This window comes from Marivirga arenosa, assembly GCF_030503875.2.
GTDB lineage: Bacteria > Bacteroidota > Bacteroidia > Cytophagales > Cyclobacteriaceae > Marivirga > Marivirga arenosa.
This window is the reverse complement of the sequence record NZ_CP129968.2, coordinates 3083987-3106879: the sequence shown is the minus strand read 5'-3', so window position 1 is coordinate 3106879 and position 22893 is coordinate 3083987. Positions and strand designations below refer to the sequence as shown.

General features: G+C 34.3%; 20 protein-coding genes. 5 read left to right on the top strand and 15 right to left on the bottom strand.

Features of this window, described 5'->3' with window-relative positions; all coding sequences use genetic code 11:
* Positions 1-97: 97 nt before the first annotated feature.
* A complete protein-coding gene (locus QYS47_RS13365) occupies positions 98-661 on the top strand; it encodes a hypothetical protein (protein ID WP_302124074.1) in 564 nt (187 codons plus the stop codon).
* A gap of 59 nt (positions 662-720) precedes the next feature.
* Positions 721-1434, top strand: a complete 714-nt coding sequence (locus QYS47_RS13360; protein WP_322346706.1) for a DoxX family protein — start codon at positions 721-723, stop codon at positions 1432-1434.
* Here QYS47_RS13360 and QYS47_RS13355 read toward each other — a convergent pair.
* From QYS47_RS13355 to QYS47_RS13340, 4 genes are all read right to left on the bottom strand, one after another.
* Entirely contained in the window at positions 1431-2555 is a 1125-nt protein-coding gene (locus QYS47_RS13355; RefSeq protein WP_302124078.1) for a nitric oxide synthase oxygenase, read from the bottom strand. The genes QYS47_RS13360 and QYS47_RS13355 overlap by 4 nt on opposite strands.
* Before the next feature lie 295 nt (positions 2556-2850).
* A complete protein-coding gene (locus tag QYS47_RS13350) occupies positions 2851-3696 on the bottom strand; it encodes a 1,4-dihydroxy-2-naphthoyl-CoA synthase (RefSeq protein WP_322346704.1) in 846 nt (281 codons plus the stop codon).
* Positions 3693-5378 carry a 2-succinyl-5-enolpyruvyl-6-hydroxy-3-cyclohexene-1-carboxylic-acid synthase gene (gene menD / locus QYS47_RS13345; protein WP_322346703.1) on the bottom strand — a complete coding sequence of 562 codons (1686 nt, stop codon included), beginning with the start codon at positions 5376-5378 and terminating at the stop codon, positions 3693-3695. The genes QYS47_RS13350 and menD overlap by 4 nt, the downstream gene beginning before the upstream one ends.
* A 14-nt stretch (positions 5379-5392) precedes the next feature.
* Positions 5393-6205: a DUF3108 domain-containing protein gene (locus QYS47_RS13340; RefSeq protein WP_322346702.1), complete on the bottom strand. Its 813-nt coding sequence runs from the start codon at positions 6203-6205 to the stop codon at positions 5393-5395.
* 403 nt (positions 6206-6608) lie between these two features.
* Between QYS47_RS13340 and QYS47_RS13335 the strand changes: the two genes are divergently transcribed.
* Positions 6609-7421, top strand: coding sequence for a LytTR family DNA-binding domain-containing protein (locus QYS47_RS13335; protein ID WP_322346700.1), 813 nt, complete (start codon positions 6609-6611; stop codon positions 7419-7421).
* Between the two features lie 147 nt (positions 7422-7568).
* Entirely contained in the window at positions 7569-8816 is a 1248-nt protein-coding gene (locus QYS47_RS13330; protein WP_322346699.1) for a sterol desaturase family protein, read from the top strand.
* Between the two features lie 111 nt (positions 8817-8927).
* Here QYS47_RS13330 and QYS47_RS13325 read toward each other — a convergent pair whose 3' ends face one another.
* The 5 genes from QYS47_RS13325 to QYS47_RS13305 all read right to left on the bottom strand — a co-directional run bounded on the left by QYS47_RS13325 (position 8928) and on the right by QYS47_RS13305 (position 15640).
* The gene (locus QYS47_RS13325; protein WP_308356198.1) at positions 8928-9632 is read right to left on the bottom strand and encodes a DUF7255 family protein; all 705 of its coding nucleotides are present in this window, start codon (positions 9630-9632) and stop codon (positions 8928-8930) included.
* 982 nt (positions 9633-10614) lie between these two features.
* Positions 10615-11550 carry a DUF6607 family protein gene (locus QYS47_RS13320; protein WP_322346698.1) on the bottom strand — a complete coding sequence of 312 codons (936 nt, stop codon included), beginning with the start codon at positions 11548-11550 and terminating at the stop codon, positions 10615-10617.
* The gene (locus QYS47_RS13315; RefSeq protein ID WP_302124092.1) at positions 11547-11987 is read right to left on the bottom strand and encodes a DoxX family membrane protein; all 441 of its coding nucleotides are present in this window, start codon (positions 11985-11987) and stop codon (positions 11547-11549) included. Before QYS47_RS13315 ends, QYS47_RS13320 begins: the two co-directional genes overlap by 4 nt.
* Positions 11988-11989: 2 nt before the next feature.
* Positions 11990-13366 (bottom strand): HmuY family protein, encoded by a 1377-nt coding sequence (locus tag QYS47_RS13310; protein ID WP_302124094.1) that lies wholly within the window; start codon positions 13364-13366, stop codon positions 11990-11992.
* A 6-nt stretch (positions 13367-13372) separates the two neighbouring features.
* Positions 13373-15640: a TonB-dependent receptor plug domain-containing protein gene (locus QYS47_RS13305; protein ID WP_322346694.1), complete on the bottom strand. Its 2268-nt coding sequence runs from the start codon at positions 15638-15640 to the stop codon at positions 13373-13375.
* Positions 15641-15887: 247 nt separating this feature from the next.
* Between QYS47_RS13305 and QYS47_RS13300 the strand changes: the two genes are divergently transcribed.
* Positions 15888-17243, top strand: a complete 1356-nt coding sequence (locus QYS47_RS13300; protein WP_322346693.1) for an alanine/glycine:cation symporter family protein — start codon at positions 15888-15890, stop codon at positions 17241-17243.
* On the opposite strand, the gene QYS47_RS13295 is transcribed toward QYS47_RS13300, so the two are convergent.
* From QYS47_RS13295 to QYS47_RS13270, 6 genes are read right to left on the bottom strand one after another with little or no spacing between them, the layout of a single operon-like run.
* Positions 17238-18611, bottom strand: coding sequence for a glycosyltransferase (locus tag QYS47_RS13295; RefSeq protein ID WP_302124098.1), 1374 nt, complete (start codon positions 18609-18611; stop codon positions 17238-17240). The genes QYS47_RS13300 and QYS47_RS13295 overlap by 6 nt on opposite strands.
* Before the next feature lie 7 nt (positions 18612-18618).
* A complete protein-coding gene (locus QYS47_RS13290) occupies positions 18619-19737 on the bottom strand; it encodes a class I SAM-dependent methyltransferase (RefSeq protein ID WP_302124100.1) in 1119 nt (372 codons plus the stop codon).
* Positions 19738-19742: 5 nt separating this feature from the next.
* Complete coding sequence (locus QYS47_RS13285; protein WP_302124102.1) at positions 19743-20759, bottom strand: N-acetylneuraminate synthase family protein; 1017 nt, start codon at positions 20757-20759, stop codon at positions 19743-19745.
* The gene (locus QYS47_RS13280; RefSeq protein ID WP_322346688.1) at positions 20749-21438 is read right to left on the bottom strand and encodes a cytidylyltransferase domain-containing protein; all 690 of its coding nucleotides are present in this window, start codon (positions 21436-21438) and stop codon (positions 20749-20751) included. Before QYS47_RS13280 ends, QYS47_RS13285 begins: the two co-directional genes overlap by 11 nt.
* Positions 21435-21980 carry an acyltransferase gene (locus QYS47_RS13275; RefSeq protein ID WP_302124106.1) on the bottom strand — a complete coding sequence of 182 codons (546 nt, stop codon included), beginning with the start codon at positions 21978-21980 and terminating at the stop codon, positions 21435-21437. The genes QYS47_RS13280 and QYS47_RS13275 overlap by 4 nt, the downstream gene beginning before the upstream one ends.
* Positions 21977-22888 (bottom strand): hypothetical protein, encoded by a 912-nt coding sequence (locus tag QYS47_RS13270; RefSeq protein WP_322346686.1) that lies wholly within the window; start codon positions 22886-22888, stop codon positions 21977-21979. The genes QYS47_RS13275 and QYS47_RS13270 overlap by 4 nt, the downstream gene beginning before the upstream one ends.
* Between the last annotated feature and the right edge of the window lie 5 nt (positions 22889-22893).

The following is a 22893-nucleotide window of genomic DNA, read 5'->3' as shown; positions in this document are numbered from 1 at the left end:
ATATTTAAATACCAAGTCCTTAAAGAGGCTTGGTATTTTTTTTGTCTACCTATTTTTATAACCAATACTTAGATGTTGATCTCTTCGTTTTACCCGCATGAAAAAGATAATATTATCCTTATTGTTGGTTATCATAGTTTATGCTTTGCAAGCCCAGAAATATGGTGCAGCTGTTGGTGTCAGGCTAGGAGAATCAAGCTTTGGAATAAGTGCTAAGCAAAGGATTGTTTCAAAATTCAGTTTGGAAGGCATTGCGGACTTTCAGTCAAACTCTTATCAACTTACGATTTTACCAAAGTTACATTTACCAATAACTGGAGAAGGCTTTAATCTTTATTTTGGGGCAGGAATGCATACAGGTAAAGAGCAAGAACTAGGTTCAAATTATGGATATGATCTGGTAGGAGGAGTCGAATGGAAAATCCCAGCAATACCAGTGGTGCTTGGTTCAGATGTAAAACCTTCTTACAATATCAATCAATCTAATTGGTTTGATTTTCCTGTGACTGTTTCAATACACTACGTTTTGTCCAAAGAAACTAAAGCTAAACGAAAAAAGGTAAGAGAAAAAAGAAAAAGAAGAAAAGAAAGAAAGGAAAGGAGACAGGAGAGAAGGGAGAATAGGAATGAATTAAGAGATAAACTATTTAATAAAAGGTGATTTTCAGACATTTTTATAATTACTTTAGTAAATTTTAATAGCATATTTAGAGTTAATTTATGGGTTTGTCCTCATTGTTCTTTCGTACCTATCTCAAAGCAAAAAGCAATAGGTGGTATTGGTTGTTTTCAATCTTCTGTAGAGTAGTATTAGCCTATGCTTTTATTGTGGCAGGCTTTGTGAAGATTATAGGGGAGAGGTTTGCTAGCGGATTATCAATTTTGCATCCAATGGGAGCTTATTTGGAAGCACTGCATCATACGGGCTTTTATTATACTTTTATTGGCTATGCTCAAGTAGCAGCAGCCATCTTATTAATAATACCCAGGACGGTATTTTTGGGTGCTCTGATCTATTTCCCTATCATCTTAAATATTTGCATTTTATCTATTGCAGTTCGTTTTGAAGGTTCATTAGTTACCTCTCCCTTAATGGTTCTCGCCAATCTGTTTTTATTAGTCTGGCATTATAATAAACTACAATTTCTTTTACCAATTAAATCAAGATTAGACATGCTTCATGTAGGGAAATCTAAAAAATACAGCAATAAGTTTCCCTGGTTATTTAGTCTGTTTGTGATTGCCTGTGTTGCATTTACTGTAGTTGTTGCTAGGTTCGGATATGATTTTAGGCCTAGAAATTCGCTAAAAGATTGTAAAAAGCAATTCGTTAATACTATTAATGAAGAAAAGGGTATTGAATTTTGTCAATGTATTCACATAAACGGAAGTACTTTGGATCAGTGTTTAGAGGAATATAATAATAAACATTAATGCATTGAATCGATATGAAAAGGACATTTAGAATGTTGCGATTGTTTTTCTTCTCCTGATTGCCAGAAAGGCGATCGATAATAAAAATTAGGACTTTTTACCTGATTATTCCATTCCTTATGAAACACTTCTAATGAGGCTGAAGCCATAGGAGGGACAATCCAACTCCAATCAGCAGTGACTTCACGATCATTTTTTTGCTCTAATTTCACAAATTTCATAAACTGTTCAGAAGCAGAATGATGGTCAACAATTTGAACACCAGCTTTTTCAAATGAATAAAGAACTGCTTCATTTAAGACTAACAAAGCATGATCTTTCCATAAAATTTTATTTTTAGAAATGTCTAAATCTAAATTTTCAGCTATTAAAGGTAGTTTATTATACCTAAAACTATCAGCTAAGTTTCTTGATGCAATTTCTGTTGACATATACCACCCACTAAAAGGTGCTGTATGATATTGAATCCCACCAATTTCCAAAACCATATTTGAGATAATGGGAACGGCATACCATTTTAATTTTAAATCTTTAAACCATGAATAACGTGGGTGTTCCAGTTTAACTTCAGGAATAATATCCTTTGGTAAATCAAATAGAACAGGTTTATAATCATGAAGTTGTATTACAATAGGTAAAACATCAAATTCCCCAAAATTAGCTTTCCACCCAAGCTTAATACAATAACTGGTGAATTCGACCATTTCGGGATCCCCTTTTACAGAACCATCTTTTAAGCGGTAGCCTGCGTATCTAATTAATTGTTGATTATATACTTTAATGTTTTGAGGATTGAAAACAGAAACTACAGAACGGATTTTACCTTTATTAAAAGCATATTTAATATGACTCTTCAAAGCTTCAAATATTTGCAATTCAGACGTCAGTTCCCTTTTATCTTTAATTTTTAAGCTGTTCCAAAAAAGTCTGCCAATGCAACGATTACTATTTCTCCAAGCTAATTTACATCCATAGTTTAATTCCTCATTCCTTAATGTATAAGTGCCGGATAATTCAATTTCATTTTGAATTTCACTCAGCCGGTCATCAACATTTGCTAACTTATTCTCTTGGTAATACTGTTGAATGAATTCAGTTGCTCTTTTAAAATCTGCTTGCACTTTAAGAAATATTATTTAATAATTATACGACTAATCAGCTGCCAAAGGATTTTGTTCCTGAAACTTAACTGATCTTTTTGATGGTCCATTCTGTGATTGCGTTGTTTGAGTTTACTGCTACTTTAGATAAGCTTACTTTTACATTGCAATATTAGCTTCGTTATAAAGTAACCTGAAAATCTGATTTTGTTTTATATTTATACTGAAATTTCCATAAAGAAAAAGGCCTTAGCTTCTATTAGCCAAGACCTTTCTTTAAATCTAGATTCTAAAATCTAGAATCTAAAATCTTTTCTCAATTACTCACCCTTTTAAACTTCTCAAAATTAGGCTTTCTTTTCTCTAGAAATGCATTTCTTCCTTCTTTAGCTTCTTCTGTCATGTATGCCAAACGAGTGGCTTCACCAGCAAAAACTTGCTGTCCTACCATGCCATCATCGGTAGCATTAAAAGCAAATTTCAGCATACGAACAGATAGTGGAGATTTCCCAAGAACTTCTTGCGCCCACTCATAAGCGGTATCTTCTAATTTCTCGTGAGGTACTACTGCATTTACCATTCCCATATCGTATGCCTCTTGTGCTGAATAATTTCTACCTAAAAAGAATATTTCTCTCGCTCTTTTCTGCCCCACCATCTTTGCTAAGTAGGCAGAACCGTAACCCCCATCAAAGCTGGTAACATCAGCATCTGTTTGCTTAAATATTGCATGTTCTTTACTGGCCAATGTCATATCACAGACAACATGTAAACTATGGCCCCCTCCAACAGCCCATCCTGGTACAACTGCGATGACCACCTTAGGCATAAAGCGTATTAATCGCTGCACTTCTAATATATTTAAACGTGCCACTCCATCATCTCCTACGTAGCCCTGTTCACCTCTTGCTTTCTGGTCTCCGCCACTGCAAAAGGCATATTTGCCATCTTTTGGAGATGGACCTTCAGCAGATAATAATACTACGCCTATGTCGTCATCCTCTCTAGCATGCAATAAGGCATCAAATAATTCCGCAGTAGTTAAGGGTCTAAAAGCATTTCTAACTTCTGGTCTGTTAAATGCAATACGTGCTACGTGATTCGCTTTTTTATAGGTAATGTCTTGATATTCCTTTACAGTAGTCCACTTGATTTCACTCATGATAAAAATTGATTTTTAAAGTCTTCAAATATTTTTTGATTGGTTTTACTTTCAGTTTTAATTTCTAAAATTGCAGCGTGAGGATAACTCATGAATTTCTCTTTGATGGTTTCAAAGCTTTCTTCATGATGCGCTGAGAAATGTGCAATGCCAAATTCACTGCATAAGCTTTTTGCATTTAATCTTTGCTCAGTTTCAAAAAACTCTTCCAATTCCACTTGTTCTTTTGGACCTTTAATCATTCTGAAAATAGATCCTCCTTGATTATTTAATAGTATAATTTTCAAATTTGGGTAAGGATATTTATGCCAAAATGCGTTTCTATCATAGAAAAAGGCCACATCTCCAGTGATTAAATAATGAGCTTCTTTTTCTTTTGAAATAGCATGTCCTACAGCACTGCTTGTAGAACCATCTATACCACTTGTTCCACGATTTGCCCAAACTTTAATTGCAGTTCTATTTTTAAGGCCAATAAAATTGGCATACCGTACGCTTAAACTATTGGCTAAGTGCAAATTACTTTTATCAGGGATTTTATCTATTAATTCTGCTAGAATGGAAAATTCATTGAATTTTTGAGTTGCTAAAAATTTATTAGTTATAGTCGATACCTGATCATTTTGATCTTTCCAATCTTTTAAAAACTGCTGAGAAGATTCTTTATTCAATACAGCTAAAAAATATTGTGGATTGATTTCAATTTGTTTTGTTATGGCTTGAAAAGGATCAGCTATGAAAGCATTATGTTCTTTTATATGCCATTGCGTGTTGACATTCTTTCTTAGAAATAACTTTAGGTTTTTGGATATTATACTTTTTCCAAAACTAATCACTAATTCTGGAATTAAATCATGATTTCCTTCTTTAAGGATTCTCAAGCCGATGGTATCAGTAAAATGAATAGCATTTTTTAAGCGGTGTCCATTGGAGATGATATCTGCATAGATGGGTATATTGAGCTTTTGGGTAATATGATCTAATTCAATTAAAAATTCGTTTTCATATTGCTCCTGACCTAAAACAATGGCTATTTTTGAATATTGCTTTAACTCATCTTGAATGGATTTAATCTCTGAAGCTAATAATGATTTTGTACCGCTAAACTTTTTAATCAGAGGTACTTCATTATCATATTTCCATGGCGTATCCTTTTCAGGATAAAAGGGCTCACGAAATGGAATATTGATATGAACAGGCCCATACACATTTGAACTGCTTTCTATAAGAGCTTCATTTACAAATCTGTAAGTTTGATGCTGTGCATCTTTGTGGGTTAAATCGACTGGAAGATTAAAGCTTTTTTTTACATGTTTACCATAAATGTTTTCTTGTCGAATAGTTTGTCCATCCCATTGATCAATCCATTCAGGTGGTCGGTCTGCTGTAATAATTAAAAGTGGTATTTCTTGAAAATAGGCTTCAGCTATAGCTGGAGCATAATTTAGAGCAGCTGATCCAGAAGTGCAAATCAGAGCTACAGTTTTACGATCTGCTTGAGCCATACCCATTCCAATAAAGGCGGCTGATCTTTCATCACTTACGGAATAACATTGAATTTTAGGGTGACGTGCAAAAGCCAAGGTAAGTGGAGCGTTTCGACTACCAGGGGATATAATGGCTTTTTCTATACCATGTTGATGACAAATTTCTGCTATATTATTAATAATTTGCTGTTCCATAATCAGACTGCAATTTAGGGATTGAGAGGAGTAATATCACCATATTTCAACCCTTTTGTCTTTTTAAGAAAGGCTTTTACCCAACCTACCTGAATTTTTGCTTGAACTTTAAGTGGTATTTTGTTTTGGTCATCAGTCACCCATACTGTCATGTCTTCTCCTCCATCAAAAATAGTCCCATCAACCAAAAGAGCGCTAAACTTTATAGTATTATAGACTTTTTCATCTGGCATTTCCAATTGCTCTTTTCCTAGATATCGAACAAACAGGTTATGAACTTTTCCATCTACTATGAGATTGAAGGGTATTTTTTGATCGGTAGTGTAGTTTGTAAAGTCTAAATTTCTTGCATAATAGATTGCTGAAAGTACGTCCCAAATACAGTCATCATAGCTGACCGTTTTTGTTGTGGTTTCTTCCGCATCAGAATTGTAAACTTCTGTCTTAATGACGTTTTTTTCTTTTTCGAACCAATATTTATTATTGACTTTATAGCTCCCTTCACTAGTGTTTCTATGAAAATAAAGAGGTTTTAATTGTTCAAGGGTACCAATAGCATCAAAGGTATCCCTTACCTTATATACCCAATCCCATTTTGGCATGCTTCTACCATAGCCTTTAAACCAATGAGCATCATAACCTTCCCACTTTGCGTCTTCTACTGCAAACATCACCTCTCCTGCATCTACCCAAATAATTCCCCAATTATATTTTACATCATACCAGATTTCTTCGCCTGCTTTATAGGCTTGATTTTGCTCCAAGCACTGTGCTTGAATTAGATTTGGTACTAAAAAGACTGTGAGGACAAGTAGATACTTCTTCATAAAATGAATAAACGATTTTAACCACTTTTGTTAAGGTGATTTTAATTTATTTTGTCTTTTGAGGTTTTCATTGAAACTACATATCTAATTTAAGGATGCATTTGCTTTGCAAAGGCTTCTATTGGTTTTACAAATTATATAGGTTTCTATAAAAGTCTATTTTAGTATCAATTTTTCAACAATCTGTATGCACCCTATTGTGTTGAAAAGAAATAGAACATCTAATTCTTTTTTTTCTTTAAGGTCATTTATTTCAATGAAAATAAGTTTGCTTCATTAAATAAGAAACACTTCCTGCAATGAAATACTTTATTTTCGTTTAATTCAAGCGGTGGATTGCTAAGATTTAATTGATTAGTTTTATTCTTTAAATGATGCATAATCCAATTCGTTTATTATCACAATGTCTGATTTTTCACTAACAAAAAGATATCCTTGGATTTACAAATTAAGACTGCGTTTAGCTATCAGTCTAGTATTAACCATTTTAGTTATTTTTATTCTATTATTTTTAAAACCATTTGATACGGGCGAAAAATATTTACCATTTAAAAATTTAATGTTAGCGGGTTATGGAATGTGCATTTTTATAGCAGATTTATTACTGTTGACAGCAGAGAGGTTAATAGTGTTCAAACTGAAAAAGTATTGGATTTTTATTTTTGAACTACTGTACTTTCTCAGTCTTTTTTTGTTATCATCAATTTTGGTTTACTCCTATGATATTTTAGTAACTAAGCAGAGTGCAATCACTTGGGACTATTTATTTACTTTTTCATATCAATTTATACTTCCTATAGCTTTGCTATTGCTACCCTTACTCGCATATGTTAGGTATACTAAGGGTGAAATAATATCCCATGAAGAAATTAAAAACCCCGAAGTTTTACTACTAGGCAAAAATCAAAATGACACATTAAAAATAAAACTCACTCAATTAATTTTTATAAAAGCTGAAGATAATTACGTTAGAATAGTGTTTTTAAACGAAAAAAGTGATGTTGAGGAAATACTTATGAGAAGTACTTTATCAAGTATGAAAAAGCAAGTAAAGCACCTCCACTATTGTCATCGGTCCTATCTTATTGCTCCCTGGTATATTCAACAGTTGAAAGGTCATAGACAAAAAGCTAGTTTGGTTCTTAAGTATTATAATTCAGAGATACCTCTATCAGGAAAGTATTATACAGCAATTTCTGGCTTAAAGAAGGAATAATTCGCCCCTACAAAAATACAATTTCGTCCCAAATCTCCATTTTTGACCATAATGAAATAGTGTTTAACCACTTTGATTTATTTGGAAAAGTAGCTTTTAATAACTTTTAAGAAGTATTTAAAGCAACTCTCATTTAAATTATATGTTATGAACGTTTACACCTATATCACACCGATAGTGGTTTTACTCTTTTTAATTGAAATTATAATCACATTACGTTTTCAAAAGAAAAATTACCCCTTTCAGGATACAATTACCAATTTGGGAACTGGAATTGGGAATCAATGTATTAATCTGGCAGTCGCTTTCTTTGTCTATAAGTGGTACGGCTTTTTATTCGAGTTAACACCATTCCGGATAGAAGTTACTTGGTATACTATGGTACTTTTATTATTGCTGCAAGATTTTATATTCTATTGGTTTCATCGTTTGGGTCACTCTATTAATATTTTCTGGGCAGCGCATATGGCGCACCATTCTTCTGAGGAAATGAATTTATCTGTAGGGATAAGGGCTAGTTTTACTCAAAGACTTTTTCAGTTTTTGTTTTTTGATTGGGTATTAGTAGTAATAGGGTTTTCGCCTGAAATAGTTTATGCAATGGCTGCTGTTCATCTATTATTAGCTTATTGGCATCATACTTCACTTATTAAAAAAATGGGATGGTTTGAGAAATTTTTTGTAACTCCATCTCATCACCGTGTGCATCACGGTGTAAATCCACAATATATTGACAAGAACTTCTCCGAATTCCTTATTATTTGGGATAAACTATTTGGTTCTTTTGAACCTGAGGAAGAAGAAGTATGCTATGGAGTTACTCACCCTCCCAGAACATGGCATCCTATTAATTTAAATTTTCAGTTTTGGAAGCAGTTATGGGATGATGCCAAAAACACAAAAAGTTTTAAGGATAAATTAAGGATTTGGTTTATGCCTACTGGTTGGAGACCTGCGGATTTAGTAGACGAGCCATTACCATCTGTAATAGGATACAACAAATCTGAGCAAGTAAAGTATAAAAGTTCTTCTCTTGAGAATAGTAAAAATTATTTAATCGTCCAGCTTATTATAGGGCTTGCTTTTATGTCTTTTACTATCAATATGAATCTACCGCTTAGTTTTTGGGAAAGATTCATCCTCTCATCAGGTTTATTCATGATGATTATCAGTTGGAGCGGTATTCTAGAATCTAAAAGATGGGCATTAGGAATGGAAGTGGTTAGAATTTTATTTATGGCCTTTTCTTTAATTTTTGTTCTTCATCAGGCTGAAATCATGTCCTTTACCAGTTGGTCTACCTTCTTTATTTTAATCGTTAGTGGTTTAAGTATAAGCTATGCAGGGTATCATTTTAATCATAAGAATCAAAAGCTGCATCAGGAGGCGATATAATTAAAGCTGATGAATTCACTCCATATTTCATAGAACAATAATCAGAAAAGCAGAAAGAATGAATTAGATTATATTATTAATAATCAACTATTCTTATTCGCTTTTCTGATTTTATTCATCTTCTTTTTTATCATTTTCATTTGGTAGCGGGAAACCTATTTTCCGACTTAACATTTTTTGAATAGCTTTCTCATTTTTTCTCAGTTTAAGAGAATTTCCCAGCAGTTCAATTTGACCATTGCTCATAAAACTATCATATGGGCAAAGCCTTATAAATTGTAAGTTTTGATCTTTACTATATAAATCCAGGCAGTAGTTTGCGATTGCAATGAGTTTCCAACCAGAACTCCCATTATCGCCAAAGTAACCTGGCTCCTCAGAGTTGCCAAAAATATCCTTTGCAAGCTTATGATCCCAAATTCCTTTTACTAAGCCTCCTTTATATGCTTCTTTTTCTTTTGACCTGCAATAGCTTCGCCATTTTTGAATATCCATAAATGGGATCTTATCATAAATTATGTTCCTTAAGGTTTTCAATCTGTAGCGGTTGAAATGATATTCAGGATCTAAAAATAGATTCATATTGCTAGGCTGCAGATTTAGTAATTCAAATTTGAACTTTAAATCTTTATTTAAAAGATCCTTTAAACTAAAATCAAGATCATCAGCTAATTCTTCAAATTCTTCTCCATGATGCTCATAAAGTTTATTAACAGAAATTTCTTGTAGTTCAAAATCTGTTCTTACTTCAACATTTTCAAGATATTGTTGCAATTGAGAAATTAGTGAGCTCTGCTCTATATTCATTTGATTCATGTAACAAAAGTATAAAAACCTTTATTACAGTATAAAGTATAAACTGATTTTATAATTGATGATTTACCTTTATTTTTAGAGATGGGTAATCATCCTTTTTATTGAAAATATTTTGGTTTATATCTCTTCTTTTTTTAATCTAATAACAACTCTCTTTACTATTAATGAAGAGGTGAATTGTTACGATATTCAAAATAGTACTAAAAATGAATAATCTTTCCCTGACCACGATAGTGAAGAACCTTCTTCACCGTTTTTACTTACCGTAACTGTGTTAGCTCAATTATTATAAATTAGTATATATAGATCTGGCAGGCATTATAAAGTAACTTCATATGCACTTTTTATTTAAGTGCTATGTTCAAATTATTTTCAGATTTAGCTGCTGAAATCAAAAAAAATATTCATTAAATCCATTGCAACTTATTCCAACAACTTTTCAGTTTGAATTTTCACAGTCTTTAAGTTTTATAGGTTCGGAAGGAGAAGAGTTATATTTGAAATGGGATTATCACGATTTTAAACTTTTACGCGTTTTACTTTTGTTGATGGTTATCAGTTAAGATAAAGTACTATTACTGAGATCCCTTTTGAAGCTAATCATAGGCTTAATAAAGTATAGATGTATAAGAAGCAATGGAATTTTTAGCTAGGTTCAGAAGCGTATTAATTTAATCTTGAGTAATTGAATGATGGTGAGTTAAGACAATCTGTACACGACTTTTGAATTGATGCTCGGAAAGCGATGTATAAAAGTATTTTCGGTGTTTTTAATCTTTGAAAACTTTACCCACACTTGACAATCAGCTTTTGATACTAGCTATAGAAGGGAGTATTGAAGACCCTAAGATTCGATATATATATTTATGCAGCGATTGATGGCATTGTGCCTCAAAAGGGCCGGTGATAGGTTTGAAAATACCGACCCTGTGAGGACTTTAGTCAATCGACTTATTAAAGTGAATTTAACTTTAAGCATGAATTACTTCATTGATAGCCTTTGATCACTATCTAAATATTTCTGAATTACGTCTTTGATTTCAGTTTGAGCGTTTTGGCTATCGTAATCATTTGCTAGCAGTTCATCTTGCAAAGCAAATAGCTGCATGAATAATACTTTATCGTCTACTCGCTTTTTGATTTTCACCGTTTCTTTTGAAGCAAATAATTCATCCCAAACGGCTCTTACATCTGCCCAGTATATTTCATGCTCTTCCCACCAATCTGCTGCTACTTGGCATTTTCCATCTTCCGTTTTAGTGTAGGTGTTCCATCCTTTTTCCCAGGCGATAAGTTCGTCATTTTCACCTCTAACCACTTTTTGGTTGTCTTGCTCATGTAGCCAACCGTATTCAGTGATTTCATGTCTATTTTCTCTTACCATTATGTTGTAATCATCTCTTTTAGAGAATTCCCTTCTTGGAAGTGGTGCATCAGCCACAGATTCCCAATAGCTTTTCCCGTCAACATGAACCCATGAAGCAGTTCCTTCATATCTTGGTCCATCATCTACCTGATAAACTTTCTGCGTCCATTGACCTTCAACTTCTTTTTTATCAAATCCATTGTATTTCCATGTGTTGTCTTTCTGGAATGTGTAAAGGTCAGTGTTTTCATAAAGCCAATCTTGTCTCCAGTGCTTGATGATCATCGTATCACCTACTATTAATAAATGCTGTAATACAATTTTATCCTTAGATTTTTCCACAGGAAATACATATTCAAGGCCAGCAGAGCGATAGTTCTCATGCTTTTCGTAATCTTTGATCGGAGAGAAGGTCTCTGCAAAATTGAACTCCACTTCATAACAGCCACACATATCCATGATGGCTTTTACGTCATCTGCTTTTTTCTTTTTCTGCGCTTGAGCACTCATCACGAATACAACAAGCATGAGTATTAGACTTATTCTTTTCATAATTGAAAGGGTTTATTAGTGTAAATTAAATTTGTAATTGTTTTATGTTTTCTTAAAATGATTAGAATGGACCCAAAGAGGTAAAGTCCTGACATAATTCCTCCCGTTACATCATCGGGTTTCAGGAAAATATGAAATAAGAATATATTTAAAGTGATAGGAGTCAGCAGAATAGCGCCTCCTACTGCGAAAAATTGACTCACCAATAGCAAACCAGCTATGATTTCAACTACTCCTAAAAATGGCCAGAAGTAGGTGTTAGCTTTCAATCCTTTGATGAATTGAATCATTTGATCCTTTGTGCTGTCTTTTACAATTTCGGTATTAGATGATTTGCGGGCAGGGCTCGGAATAAATTTCCGAACACCTGCATACACAAATAAACTACCTAAACCTAACTGTACAATAATGAAGAATATGCTGATGAACTTTCCCATCCTTATTTCAATATTTCGAATTCAAAAGTGGTCAAGCCTCTTTCATTGTTTTCATTAGTGAGACTGATGAATCTTATTTTGTAATAATTTCCTTGGCTATCTTGAATCACGAAGAAACGATCATAGAATACAGCAGGCGCACTTCCAGGCCCACCTCCTTGTCGCCATGAAGAACCAATAGAATTGATTTCGCTACTAAACTCTAAATTTTCTGCTTGCTGAAGATTGAATCCCTCATAAGTAGTATTCTCTTCTGTCATTACCATAGCAGCTGAAGTATTATGGCGGTTTATAATTATAAAATCATTGAAACTGTACGGAATACTAGATCCCATGGAAGGGAATTTCTCTGTGTAGGTTCCATACATTAAATCCCAATTTTCTTTCTCAGGAGCATAGTCCACGATTCCATTATCCAAATCAAAATGGACAAAGTTGTGGCTATCAGATTTCCTGATTTCTGCTGTTTGGAAATCTGTATCATCTATATTTGCATAAGTAATAGTATAGCCATCTCCCTTTTGAGTGATTTTTACTTTCTTCCAAGCTTCATTTTCCCCTGCTCTTTTGATGATGTATACTTTGTTTTCCTCTTCATTTGATGCTATGGGTACTATAGCGGTTTGTGAAAGATCCCCATTTGGTTCATCAATCCAAGCTGCTGCTGGCGGTGTTGCGGTAAATCCAATTTGCATTTCATTGGCAAAACCTATCGTATCTTCTGCAGTAACGGCAGCTAAATCTGTTTTATCAAGAGGGCGAGCCATCACCTGCGCGGTGGAATTAAGCGTAACATGATGTCCTGATCCATTGTAAAAACCTAGGTCCCATATTGACTTATCTAGGGAATTCGATTGAAGTTTACTTAAATCAACAAAAGCTTGTAGTGAAAAATCAGGACCACCCGCATTCATTTCTATTGTTCCCGATTCTGCGATAAAATTCTCGGAAATTGCTACTTCTATAGAAGCATTCTGTCCAATTTGAAAAGCTTCAGTTGAATTAATCAAAAATTCTATATTTTCATCATTGTTAATGTTAAGGCCACTACCCGCTTTAACAGTAAAAGTTAATTCACTCTGTCCTGATTCATAGTTAAGCATCATTTGATTACCTTCTGCTGCCGGTTCAGTATAGAAATCATTATCTGCTCCATAAACTAAGTTGGGGCTTTCAATACTCACTGAAATACTTCCGGCTTCAGTGGTGGCTCTGGAAAACACTAATGAAATTTGGGCCTCTTGATTCTCCTCATTTATATTGAGACTGCTACTGTTAAAATTGAGGTTAATAGGGGCAATTTGCTCCTCTTCCTTACACCCGGAAATCGCAATTATGAAGCTTAAGAGCATTAAAAAAAGGGTACTTATTTTATTCATCTTTATTTATTTTTTTTGATTAAACTGATAATTAATTCTTAGGAAATAGCTTCTTCCGTAGGCCATGGCTGTTTGTCCAGTATTATTGCCACTGTGCGCCCCACCGCCAGTAAAGTTATTTTGGATACTTGTGATATTGGTCAGATTTTTTATCCCGCTAGATATTTGAATACCGTAGTTAAAAGTTTTTGCTATTGTGAAGTCTAGCCAATGGAAAGCATCCATTTGTTGGAGCTCAACAATGGTGTTATTATCTTCATTTAGAATTTCTCGGTAAGCTTGGTTTGCTCCAGTGAACTTGTAAAATAGTCCAAAATTAATCCTTGGTTTTTGCCAGTTATAATTGATGTTGGCATTCGCTTCAGGAGAGTAAAGCATTTCGTTCACCTGATATTCGTCAGATAGTCTTTGGTATCGACCAATATAGGCTACTCCTAAATTAGAAGTGAAGTTACTGTATGTGTAATTCCATCTCGCATTAATTCCGTTGGTTCTGAAATTTTCTAAATTCCTATAAGTTGTTGCAGCCGTAGCCTGTTGTGGAATAAAATATGTAATCATATTATTAATATAGTTGTAGAAAGCACTGATATTAAATTCCTGGTTTCCACTTATCGTAAAGTTGAAATCAGCATTGAAATTGTGCGAAGTTTCAGGCTGTAGATTCGCATTCCCCAATATGTTATGATTGGCATCAATAAATTCGTGATATAGTTCACGAATTGATGGAGCTCTAAATCCTCTACCGTAGCCAACTCTCAGTTGAAGGTTATCACTTATATTATATTTCAAGTTTAGAGCAGGAGTCGGTTGCGTTTCAAAGAGGCTATTTAAAGTATATCTTACTCCCGGCCTTATTTTTAGAGATTTGCCTATTCCGATTTCTGACGAAGCAAAAAAGGCAGTATTCCATAAGTCTTTACTTCCATCAGAAAGTGTGGTGCCACCTGCTTGCTCATATTGAATTTCAGTACCGAATTGTCCACTCACTTTCCAGTTTCCAACCTGTAGAATATTGCCTTGAACAGTATTTCGACTAAACCAATCTTTGTAAAAAATGGTATCCTGTTGATTTTCGGAAGTAAGACTTTCTTCCTGTGTAATGGTGTTAGTTCGGAACTCTTTGCTTAGTCTTTCATAATCTGTAAATGAATTAGCCGATTGAAGATTCCATTCTCCCAGGTCAAAATTAGCTTGAATTTGGTGCATCCATCGATCAGCATTATAGCTTTCATCTATTGAAAATGGATCTCTTAATGGATTATTGTTATTGACAGGGCCAAGATTTAAGATTTCCTCCTGCATCTTCTGGGTAGAATAGGTGATATCGAATTTTTCGGAAGTATAATTCAGCTTGGCATTATGAAGCCACTGGTTTTTGGGATACCACTCTCGGTCTCTTTCACTTCCATTTCCTACCCATCCTCCAAACGAGTATCTCCTTGTACTCGCCATAGCGCTGATATGTTCAATAATTTTCCCGTTTACTGACAATGAAGGAGAATGAATTCCTTCTGAAAAAAAGGAATAATTGTCTCCAACGGATTCTTCATGTAATGTGATTCCAAGCGCTAGCTTATCTTGATTAGTCTTTTTAGTAATGATATTGATGACACCTGCAAGAGCGTCCGCACCATAATTTACGGCCATGGGACCTTCCACTAGTTCTATTCTTTCAATATTATTAATATCAATTTGATTGAGATCAATAGCATTATTGGTCCCACTTTTTCCAGTGAGGGGAATCCCATCAACCAAAACCTTTACATACTGGCCGCTTAAACTCTGCATTTGAAAATTGGCATTTCCTGTTGCATTATCTCTACTAAAACGGATATTCAGTTCCTGAGAAAGTACTGTCTGTATATCATTTGCAGCTTGTTGTTCAAAGCGTTCTTTACCAATGCTTCTCACTTTATAGACTGCATTTTTTGCAGATTCTGGTTCGTATTGACCCGTCACTACCACCTCTTTGAGATTTTGATTTTTTGGTGAAAGACGATATTGATAATTTCCAGTAATAGAAATGGTATCGATCAATGTTTTATAATCCAAATGCGAAATGCTTAAAATAACTGGGCTGCTAATAGATGTTTTGATGATCCCATTTTTATCAGTCCATTTTAGATATTGTTTAGAAGAGTTTATTTCCGTAAAAGCAACTAATACTTCCTCTATTCCCTTATTATTCGGGTCAGTGATTTCAATGCTAAGCTGAGCCTGTAAATTGATTGCAAATAGGAAAGAAAAAAGAGTGGAAGTAATTATTTTCATTTAAGTCTATTTAGATTGATTAAAAATAATAATGCAATTATATTGACTATTTATAATCAATCCAAATAAAAATAATTTATGGGTTTTATAAATTTGATTGATAATAGCAATTAAAGGTCTTTGCTTTAATATCAGAATGGGCCAAAAAGTATGTTTAGATTGAATATTGAAAGAAATATAAAATAAGAATCTTCATTTCTATTCTTCATTTCTTTACTACTTTAGCAAATCATAGATTTTAAGGTAAATGACATTAAAAGAGATATTAGTTGGTTTTGGCAACGCAATGTGGGGAACACCACTCTTATTACTATTAATGGGAGGTGGTTTATTTTTCCTGCTTTATTCAAGGTTTATCCCATTTCGCTATTTTAAACATGCTGTCCAAATTTTAAGAGGGAAGTATGATGGAGAGAAGGGAGAAGGCGATATAAACCATTATCAGGCCCTATCAACAGCATTAGCAGCTACAGTGGGAATGGGGAATATTAGTGGTGTAGCAGTAGCCATTACCATGGGAGGACCAGGAGCAATTTTCTGGATGTGGGTGAGTGCTTTTGTAGGAATGGCTACCAAATTTTTCACCTGCACTTTGGCTGTAATGTATAGAGGGAAAGATTCTTTAGGACACTTACAAGGTGGACCTATGTACGTAATTAGAGAAGGATTAGGTAAAAAATGGCAGCCTTTAGCAGTTCTATTTTGTATAGCTGGTATGTTTGGTACCATTCCAAGCTTTCAATCTAATCAATTAACAGCTGCAATAGGAGAGGGTTTACTTTTACCATTAGGGATTGAATTAACTTTTGGAATTAAATTAGCTATCGGTATTGTATTGGCGATAATCGTTGCATTAGTCATTCTAGGAGGGATAAAAAGAATTGGTAATGTTGCGGGTAGCATGGTGCCCGCTATGGTTGCAGTGTATGTAATTGCTGTAGTTGCAATTTTAGTATTAAATTATGAATTAGTACCACAATATATAAAACTGATTTTTATTGATGCTTTTACAGCTAATTCAGTATTAGGAGGAGCTGTGGGAGCTATAGTGGTTGCAGGAGCAAGAAGAGCCGCCTTCTCAAATGAAGCAGGAATAGGTACAGCGCCTATGGCACATGGTGCAGCCAAAACAAATGAACCTGTTAGAGAAGGTTTAGTTGCCATGATGGGGCCTGCAATTGATACTATTGTTGTATGTACGATGACCGCATTAGCCATTCTCATCACTGGAATTTGGCAAGATCATACAGAAGGAATTAGCGGTGTTACCTTAACAATAAAGGCCTTTGATGATTCACTATGGGGCGGTAGATATTTGCTAGTGTTAGCACTATTTGTGTTCGCCATCACCTCTTTGTTTAGCTATTCCTACTATGGAGGTAAATGTTTCGCATACCTTTTCGGAGCCAAACATATTCGATGGTACCAGTATTTTTATATTGGCATGGTAGTCTGGGGTTCTGTTGCTTCATTAGGGGCAGTGATAGGATTAATTGATGGCATGTATGCCTTGATGGCTTTTCCAACGATGATATCTGCTTTTATACTGGCTCCTAAAGTAATGAAGGCAGCAAAAGTTTATTTTGCTAGGGAGGATTTATAAGCTTTTTCTCAGGTTTTGATAGATTTCAAAATCAAAACTACTAAAGATACCGAAGGCAGATCTCTGGTCAACCACCACATGACTGATTCTGCCTTCAGTCATTTTATTATACTTTTTAAAATTGTCTACTGTAGATAGTACAATGCCACCAACTCCTTTATAAATAGCCTCTCTTTCGAGCTTGGTAAATTTCTCTTGATCTAAAATAGGTTGCAAGCTGCTACCATTATGCTGATAATATAAACGATTATCAGGTCGAACGCTTAGTACTACATCTGATTTAAAAAGAGTTAAAGTATCAATTGCTTCATCTATGGTTTCTCCTTGTAAAAATGGATATTCTAAAGCAATGGTCATCACAGCTTCATAAGTCCTAGATTTCTCTTCTTCAAAAGCCAGAGATTGATGGATTGTATCATTCAAACTTTGGTTTTTTTCTGCAAAAGCTTTTGGCCTTTCTAGCACTTCTACTTTATCATTCCTATCAAATTTTTGCCTCGCATAAGCCAGAATTTCATTATCCGCACTAGATATAAGGACACGATCCAGCTTCTTACTATTAAGACATGCTTGCACTTTTAGGCACAAAAGGCTTTCCCCTTCTATTTCAAATATCGGAAGATTTATTCCGTTGATAAAAGTATTCCTCACTGGAATTATTCCTAAAGTAGGTGGTGAACTAAAATGTTCATCTACAAAAACTGACTTGATTTGTTTTCTAGTGCTAAGAATTTTTTCCTCATTAGTGGTTAGATTTTGACCATGTCTTCTATAAGAGAATAAGGGTTCATTGATATTACTGACCTTATGATGCGTTATAAATTTGATCCATAAATCATAGCCGTCTTGGCAAGTAAAACTTTCATTGTATCCCCCTAGGTTTTTGAGGAATTCTAAACGAATCATGGTACAAGCTCCATGTGCAGGCTGATCATAAAGAGATACCTCTTTCTCAAAATTATGACGCTGCTCTAATCCTGTTTTGTTTCCTTCTGCATCTACATAATAATAATCGGGGAAAACCAATCCAAGTTCATCATCTTTTTCCAGAGCTAAACTCATTTTTTCAATGGCTTCTTTTTCCAGAAAGTCATCTGCATCTAACCGCATTAGATATTTGCCATTTGCAGCCCTCATCGCTACATTATTGGTGATGTTTAGTCCTTTGTTTTTCTGATATATAATGGAGATACTTTCATGGTCTCTATAAGATTCAATAATGTTTTTGCTTTTATCGGTAGATCCATCATCAATAATGTAAAGCTCAAAATTCTGCATAGTTTGAACAAGTACGCTTTCAATTGCTTTTTGAAGGTACTTTTCGTAATTGTAATTAGTAATATATACAGTAACTAAAGGGCTTTTCATTATTATTTTAATTATTAAAAGGTATTCCAGCTAGGGTGATACCATCAGAAAATATATTTTCGTCTACAAACTGTTGTAATTCCATCTGTATAGGGCCAGTTTTCGTAAAGGCATCGTAGGCTTCTGTTTTCGTTGAGATCTGCATTAATGTTTCATAAACATCCATTCCATAGTACCATGCAGCTGCTGGACGGAATCGATTTCTATAATATAACTCAGATGCTGAGGCGTCAGTAAAGGCCATGATATGCCCCATAGGATCCAAATGGCGTATCACAGTATCAGTTGATAACTGCTGTATAGCACTGCTTAATGAGTTCCATCTAGGAAGTTTTGAAATAACCATACCGGCATCACTTCTTGAAACAATATCATATGCCTTCTCTAAAATAGCTGAAGGATTTGGTGTATGTTCTAATAATCCCCAGAAGGTAACGATATCGTATCCATTGTAATCTTTACCCACTTTAAGAAAATCTCTACCATCTAATTCTATATCCCAGATTTCTTTTGAGAAGTCCCTGCTTGATTGACTTAATTCTATACCGTCTGCTTTCAATCCTTCCCTTCTGCATGCTTCTACAAAGTGCCCTGCTCCTGATCCAACATCTAGTATTCTCTCAGGCTTTCTACCATGGGCTTTTTCAAATACCTCCATTGTCCACTTTAACCAAGGAACAGCAATGGCGTTTAGTCTTGATTCTGCAGCTTTTTTATCTGTATAGGTAGCTGCATATGTAATGTCATTTAGATAGAAACCTTCAATAGCACTTTTTGAAGGTCTTTCTAATACATAAACGTGGGTGCAACTCTTACACATTGCATATTTTGCTCCATAAATATTTACTTTAGTCTCTGTGTTTTTCGAGGATTCATCACAAACAGGACAGGCGGAAACAGGCTCTGTGTTTTCGGGTTTATATATTTCTGTTCGACTTTCTTTATAATAAGCTTGATTTTTTTTCAGTTTCTCAACTATATTTTTTTTCAGAGCTAATAGGTCTGTCTTTTTACCTAAGTAGGTTTCAACATCAAACTGTTTTGCAGATTCATCTTCTGTACGAATCCATTGTTCTTTATTTCGTTCCCCTTTTTCCGACATGGGGGTCATTCTCATCCATTTCATATTTTTTAATCTATATATTTCCAACTCAATTTTTGGAATGGAGCTAAATCTTGATTTACCTTTCTTCCTATTAAGAGATCATATTCCCTAGCATCAATACCATGCAAAGGGCGTAATATTGTTAAATTGTCTTCAGTTAATTTTTCTCCTTTTTTTATCTCTTTTGAGGGATAAACTGCTCTTCTAAAAGATAATTCATGACCGTTTTCTAATTCAATTGGTAAAACGACTTTTTGATCTGATCCTTTTAAATTTTCAATGGTATTAATTTTTTCAATTAATTCCTGGACTTCATTTTTTGTTAAGGATACTTTATGGTCTCTGAAAGTCTTACCTTTTCTATCATCGGTGAAATGAAACTCTAGCACTTCGGCACCCATCGCTACTGCAATTTCCATAGCATAACTGCCTTCTGTATGATCTGAATATCCTATAGTACAATTCAATATCTCCTTAAATCTATGCATAACCCTAAGGTTAGCATCCGAACTCTTAATAGGGTACATAGATGTACATTGTAATACTGCAATGTTTTCTTTGCTTTTATAAAAGCTATTTTGTGATCGGAGAAACTCAACTGATTCTATTACTTCATTTTCGTTTGCTAAGCCAGTTGAAATCAAAATTGGTTTTTCAAATTTTGCTAACTCTCTCAACATAGGATATGCTGTTAGATCACCTGAACCTACTTTAAAAAAATCCATATATGGATTTATCCATTCGAGTGCATCAAAGTTCCAAACAGAAGCGGTATAACCAACACCTGAATTTCTACACATTTGTGCTAATTCTATATGCTGCGATTGGGTCAATTCAAATTTCTTAAAATGTTCGTTTCGAACAGGACTCTCTACTTTGCTCACCAACCCATCTCCAGTATAAATTTGAAATTTTACATAATCAGCCCCTGATTCGATTGCTAACTGGGCTAACTTTTTAGCATATTCGAAATCGCCTTCATGATTACCGCCAATTTCAGCAATTAGCATAGGGCCATTTTTTCCTTTCCAATTATTTTTCATTCAGGTAAAATTTTGTGATTGATTTCCAATCATATAAATAATGGGGATTGTCCATTTTTTTTATAATTGAACTTGCAAAGTTAAAATCCTCTTTTGTATCCACTGCCATCTTCAATCCCTTTGCTTCTTCCATTTCTTCATTTGTGAGAAACTGAAATTTTCCAGCCCTTTCATTTTCATAAAAGTATAATGTGACATGCTCACGATGGCGTTCTTCTGTAAATTGAATTAATTGTTCCTTATAGAAATCAGCATTAACTACTTCAACGCTCATTCCAGTAGGGTAGGTTCTGCCTTTTACATTAGAAACAAAATCAAGCTTTTGAGATAGAATTATGTCGATGGCCTGATCCACAAGATTAGCATCAGTAAAGATATTATCGCCATTAATCCGTATTCCATAATCAAAATTAAAGTGTGACATACAATCCGCAAATCTTTTGCTCACATTATTTAAATCAGCTCGAAAATAAGTAATTTTGTTATTCTTACAGTAATCTACAATAGGATCATCTGTTGATTGATTTGAAGTTGCGACAACAATATTTTCATTATATTTTGATTGATTTAATCTTTCTAGAATATAGGCAAGAAGCGGTTTTCCTTCTATCTCTCTTAAAATTTTTCCGGGCAAACGCGAAGAATTGAAACGGCAAATAACGATGATTCCTACTTTCATTTTCTTTCACTTATTTTCTTGGCTGGGATGCCACCATATATTTCATTACTTTTTACATGACCTGATACTACTGCTCCGGCAGCTATTACAGCTCCATCCTCAATTTCAGTCCCCTTCAAAATCTTAGCTCCAGTTCCTATCCAGACATCATTCCCAATCTTGACAGCAGCTGTTTGATTCGGTTGACGATTAATTAATTCTCCTTTCTCGGCTTGATGATCACTATCTACGATATACACAAAAGGTGCAATTAAACAATCATTGCCAATCTCTATTTTATTTGAAGCAAAAATGAAGGTATGAAAGCCTACAGTAGTGTTTTTACCTATCGTAATTTTAGCAATTTCATTACAAGAGCAGATTCTTGCTCCTTCTTTTACTACAGCATAGGAATCAATAGTTATGTTTTTTGGGTAACGCTGAAATTCAACATTTTTATCAATAAAGACTTTAATTCCCAAAAAGCCTAAGCGTCTTTTCTGGAGCTTTGCACGCCATTTGTTCTTCCAGCTGAATTTGAGATGTTTTCGTAGTTGACTCATGACTGCTTTTTTTGGGTGATATCGATGCGATCAAATGCATCAATATAGCTTTCAGGAGTAATATTATAAATATTTACGGATTTATCTTCAGCGTAGCTTTTGATTTTCCAGTAGGAACGGAAAGTATAATAGAACTTTTCAATTACTTCATGTAGTTTACGAGTTGCAGCACTTCCGCCATGATACATTGGCTGTGCAACGGACATGTCTCTGTAATGCTCCTGTTTTTTTGCTTGGTTATCGTAAAAATGCTTTTGGCTAAGCAGTACTTCATTATCGCTGTCTACATATATTTCTTTTAGCCAACTATGGTCTGCGCCTGCTACATATAAATATTCATACCTCATCCTAATTCCTAGCATCATGGCAGGAATGAGTACGTTGTGGGGCCTTGGCATTCCCAAATTATTTGAGAAGCAAAAATTAGTAAAAAAGGATAGTCCTGATATTGGCGTAGTATTGAAATAATAGATAGAGATATACTTATTATCCTTAAATATGGACTTCCATTCCTGCTGAGATTTTGCTTTGGCAGGAATAAAGAAAATCATCGGCCAATGTGTGTTTTTCGCAATACTCTCCAAGGTTCGTCTTCTTTCAATGGCAAAATGTTCTTTTTCTTCATTAAAGAAATATTCTAAAGAAGTGATAACATAGTAAGAGGGTTTTAATTCTTGAAATTCTTCTGTTCTACAAAAGTAATTCACACAAAGTAAATCTTTGTCCTCAAAAAAATCTTTTTGCTTAAGAGTATCATTTAAAGAAGGTCCATTACCCAATAGGACTAGGGATTTTCCAGGCTTCTTTTCCAATTTAGAATTGAATGGAACCCGAGACATAAAAATGATTTTGATGATGGAGAGAAAAATACCTCCAACCTCCAGAATGAAATCTCTAAGTTTAACCATAGTTT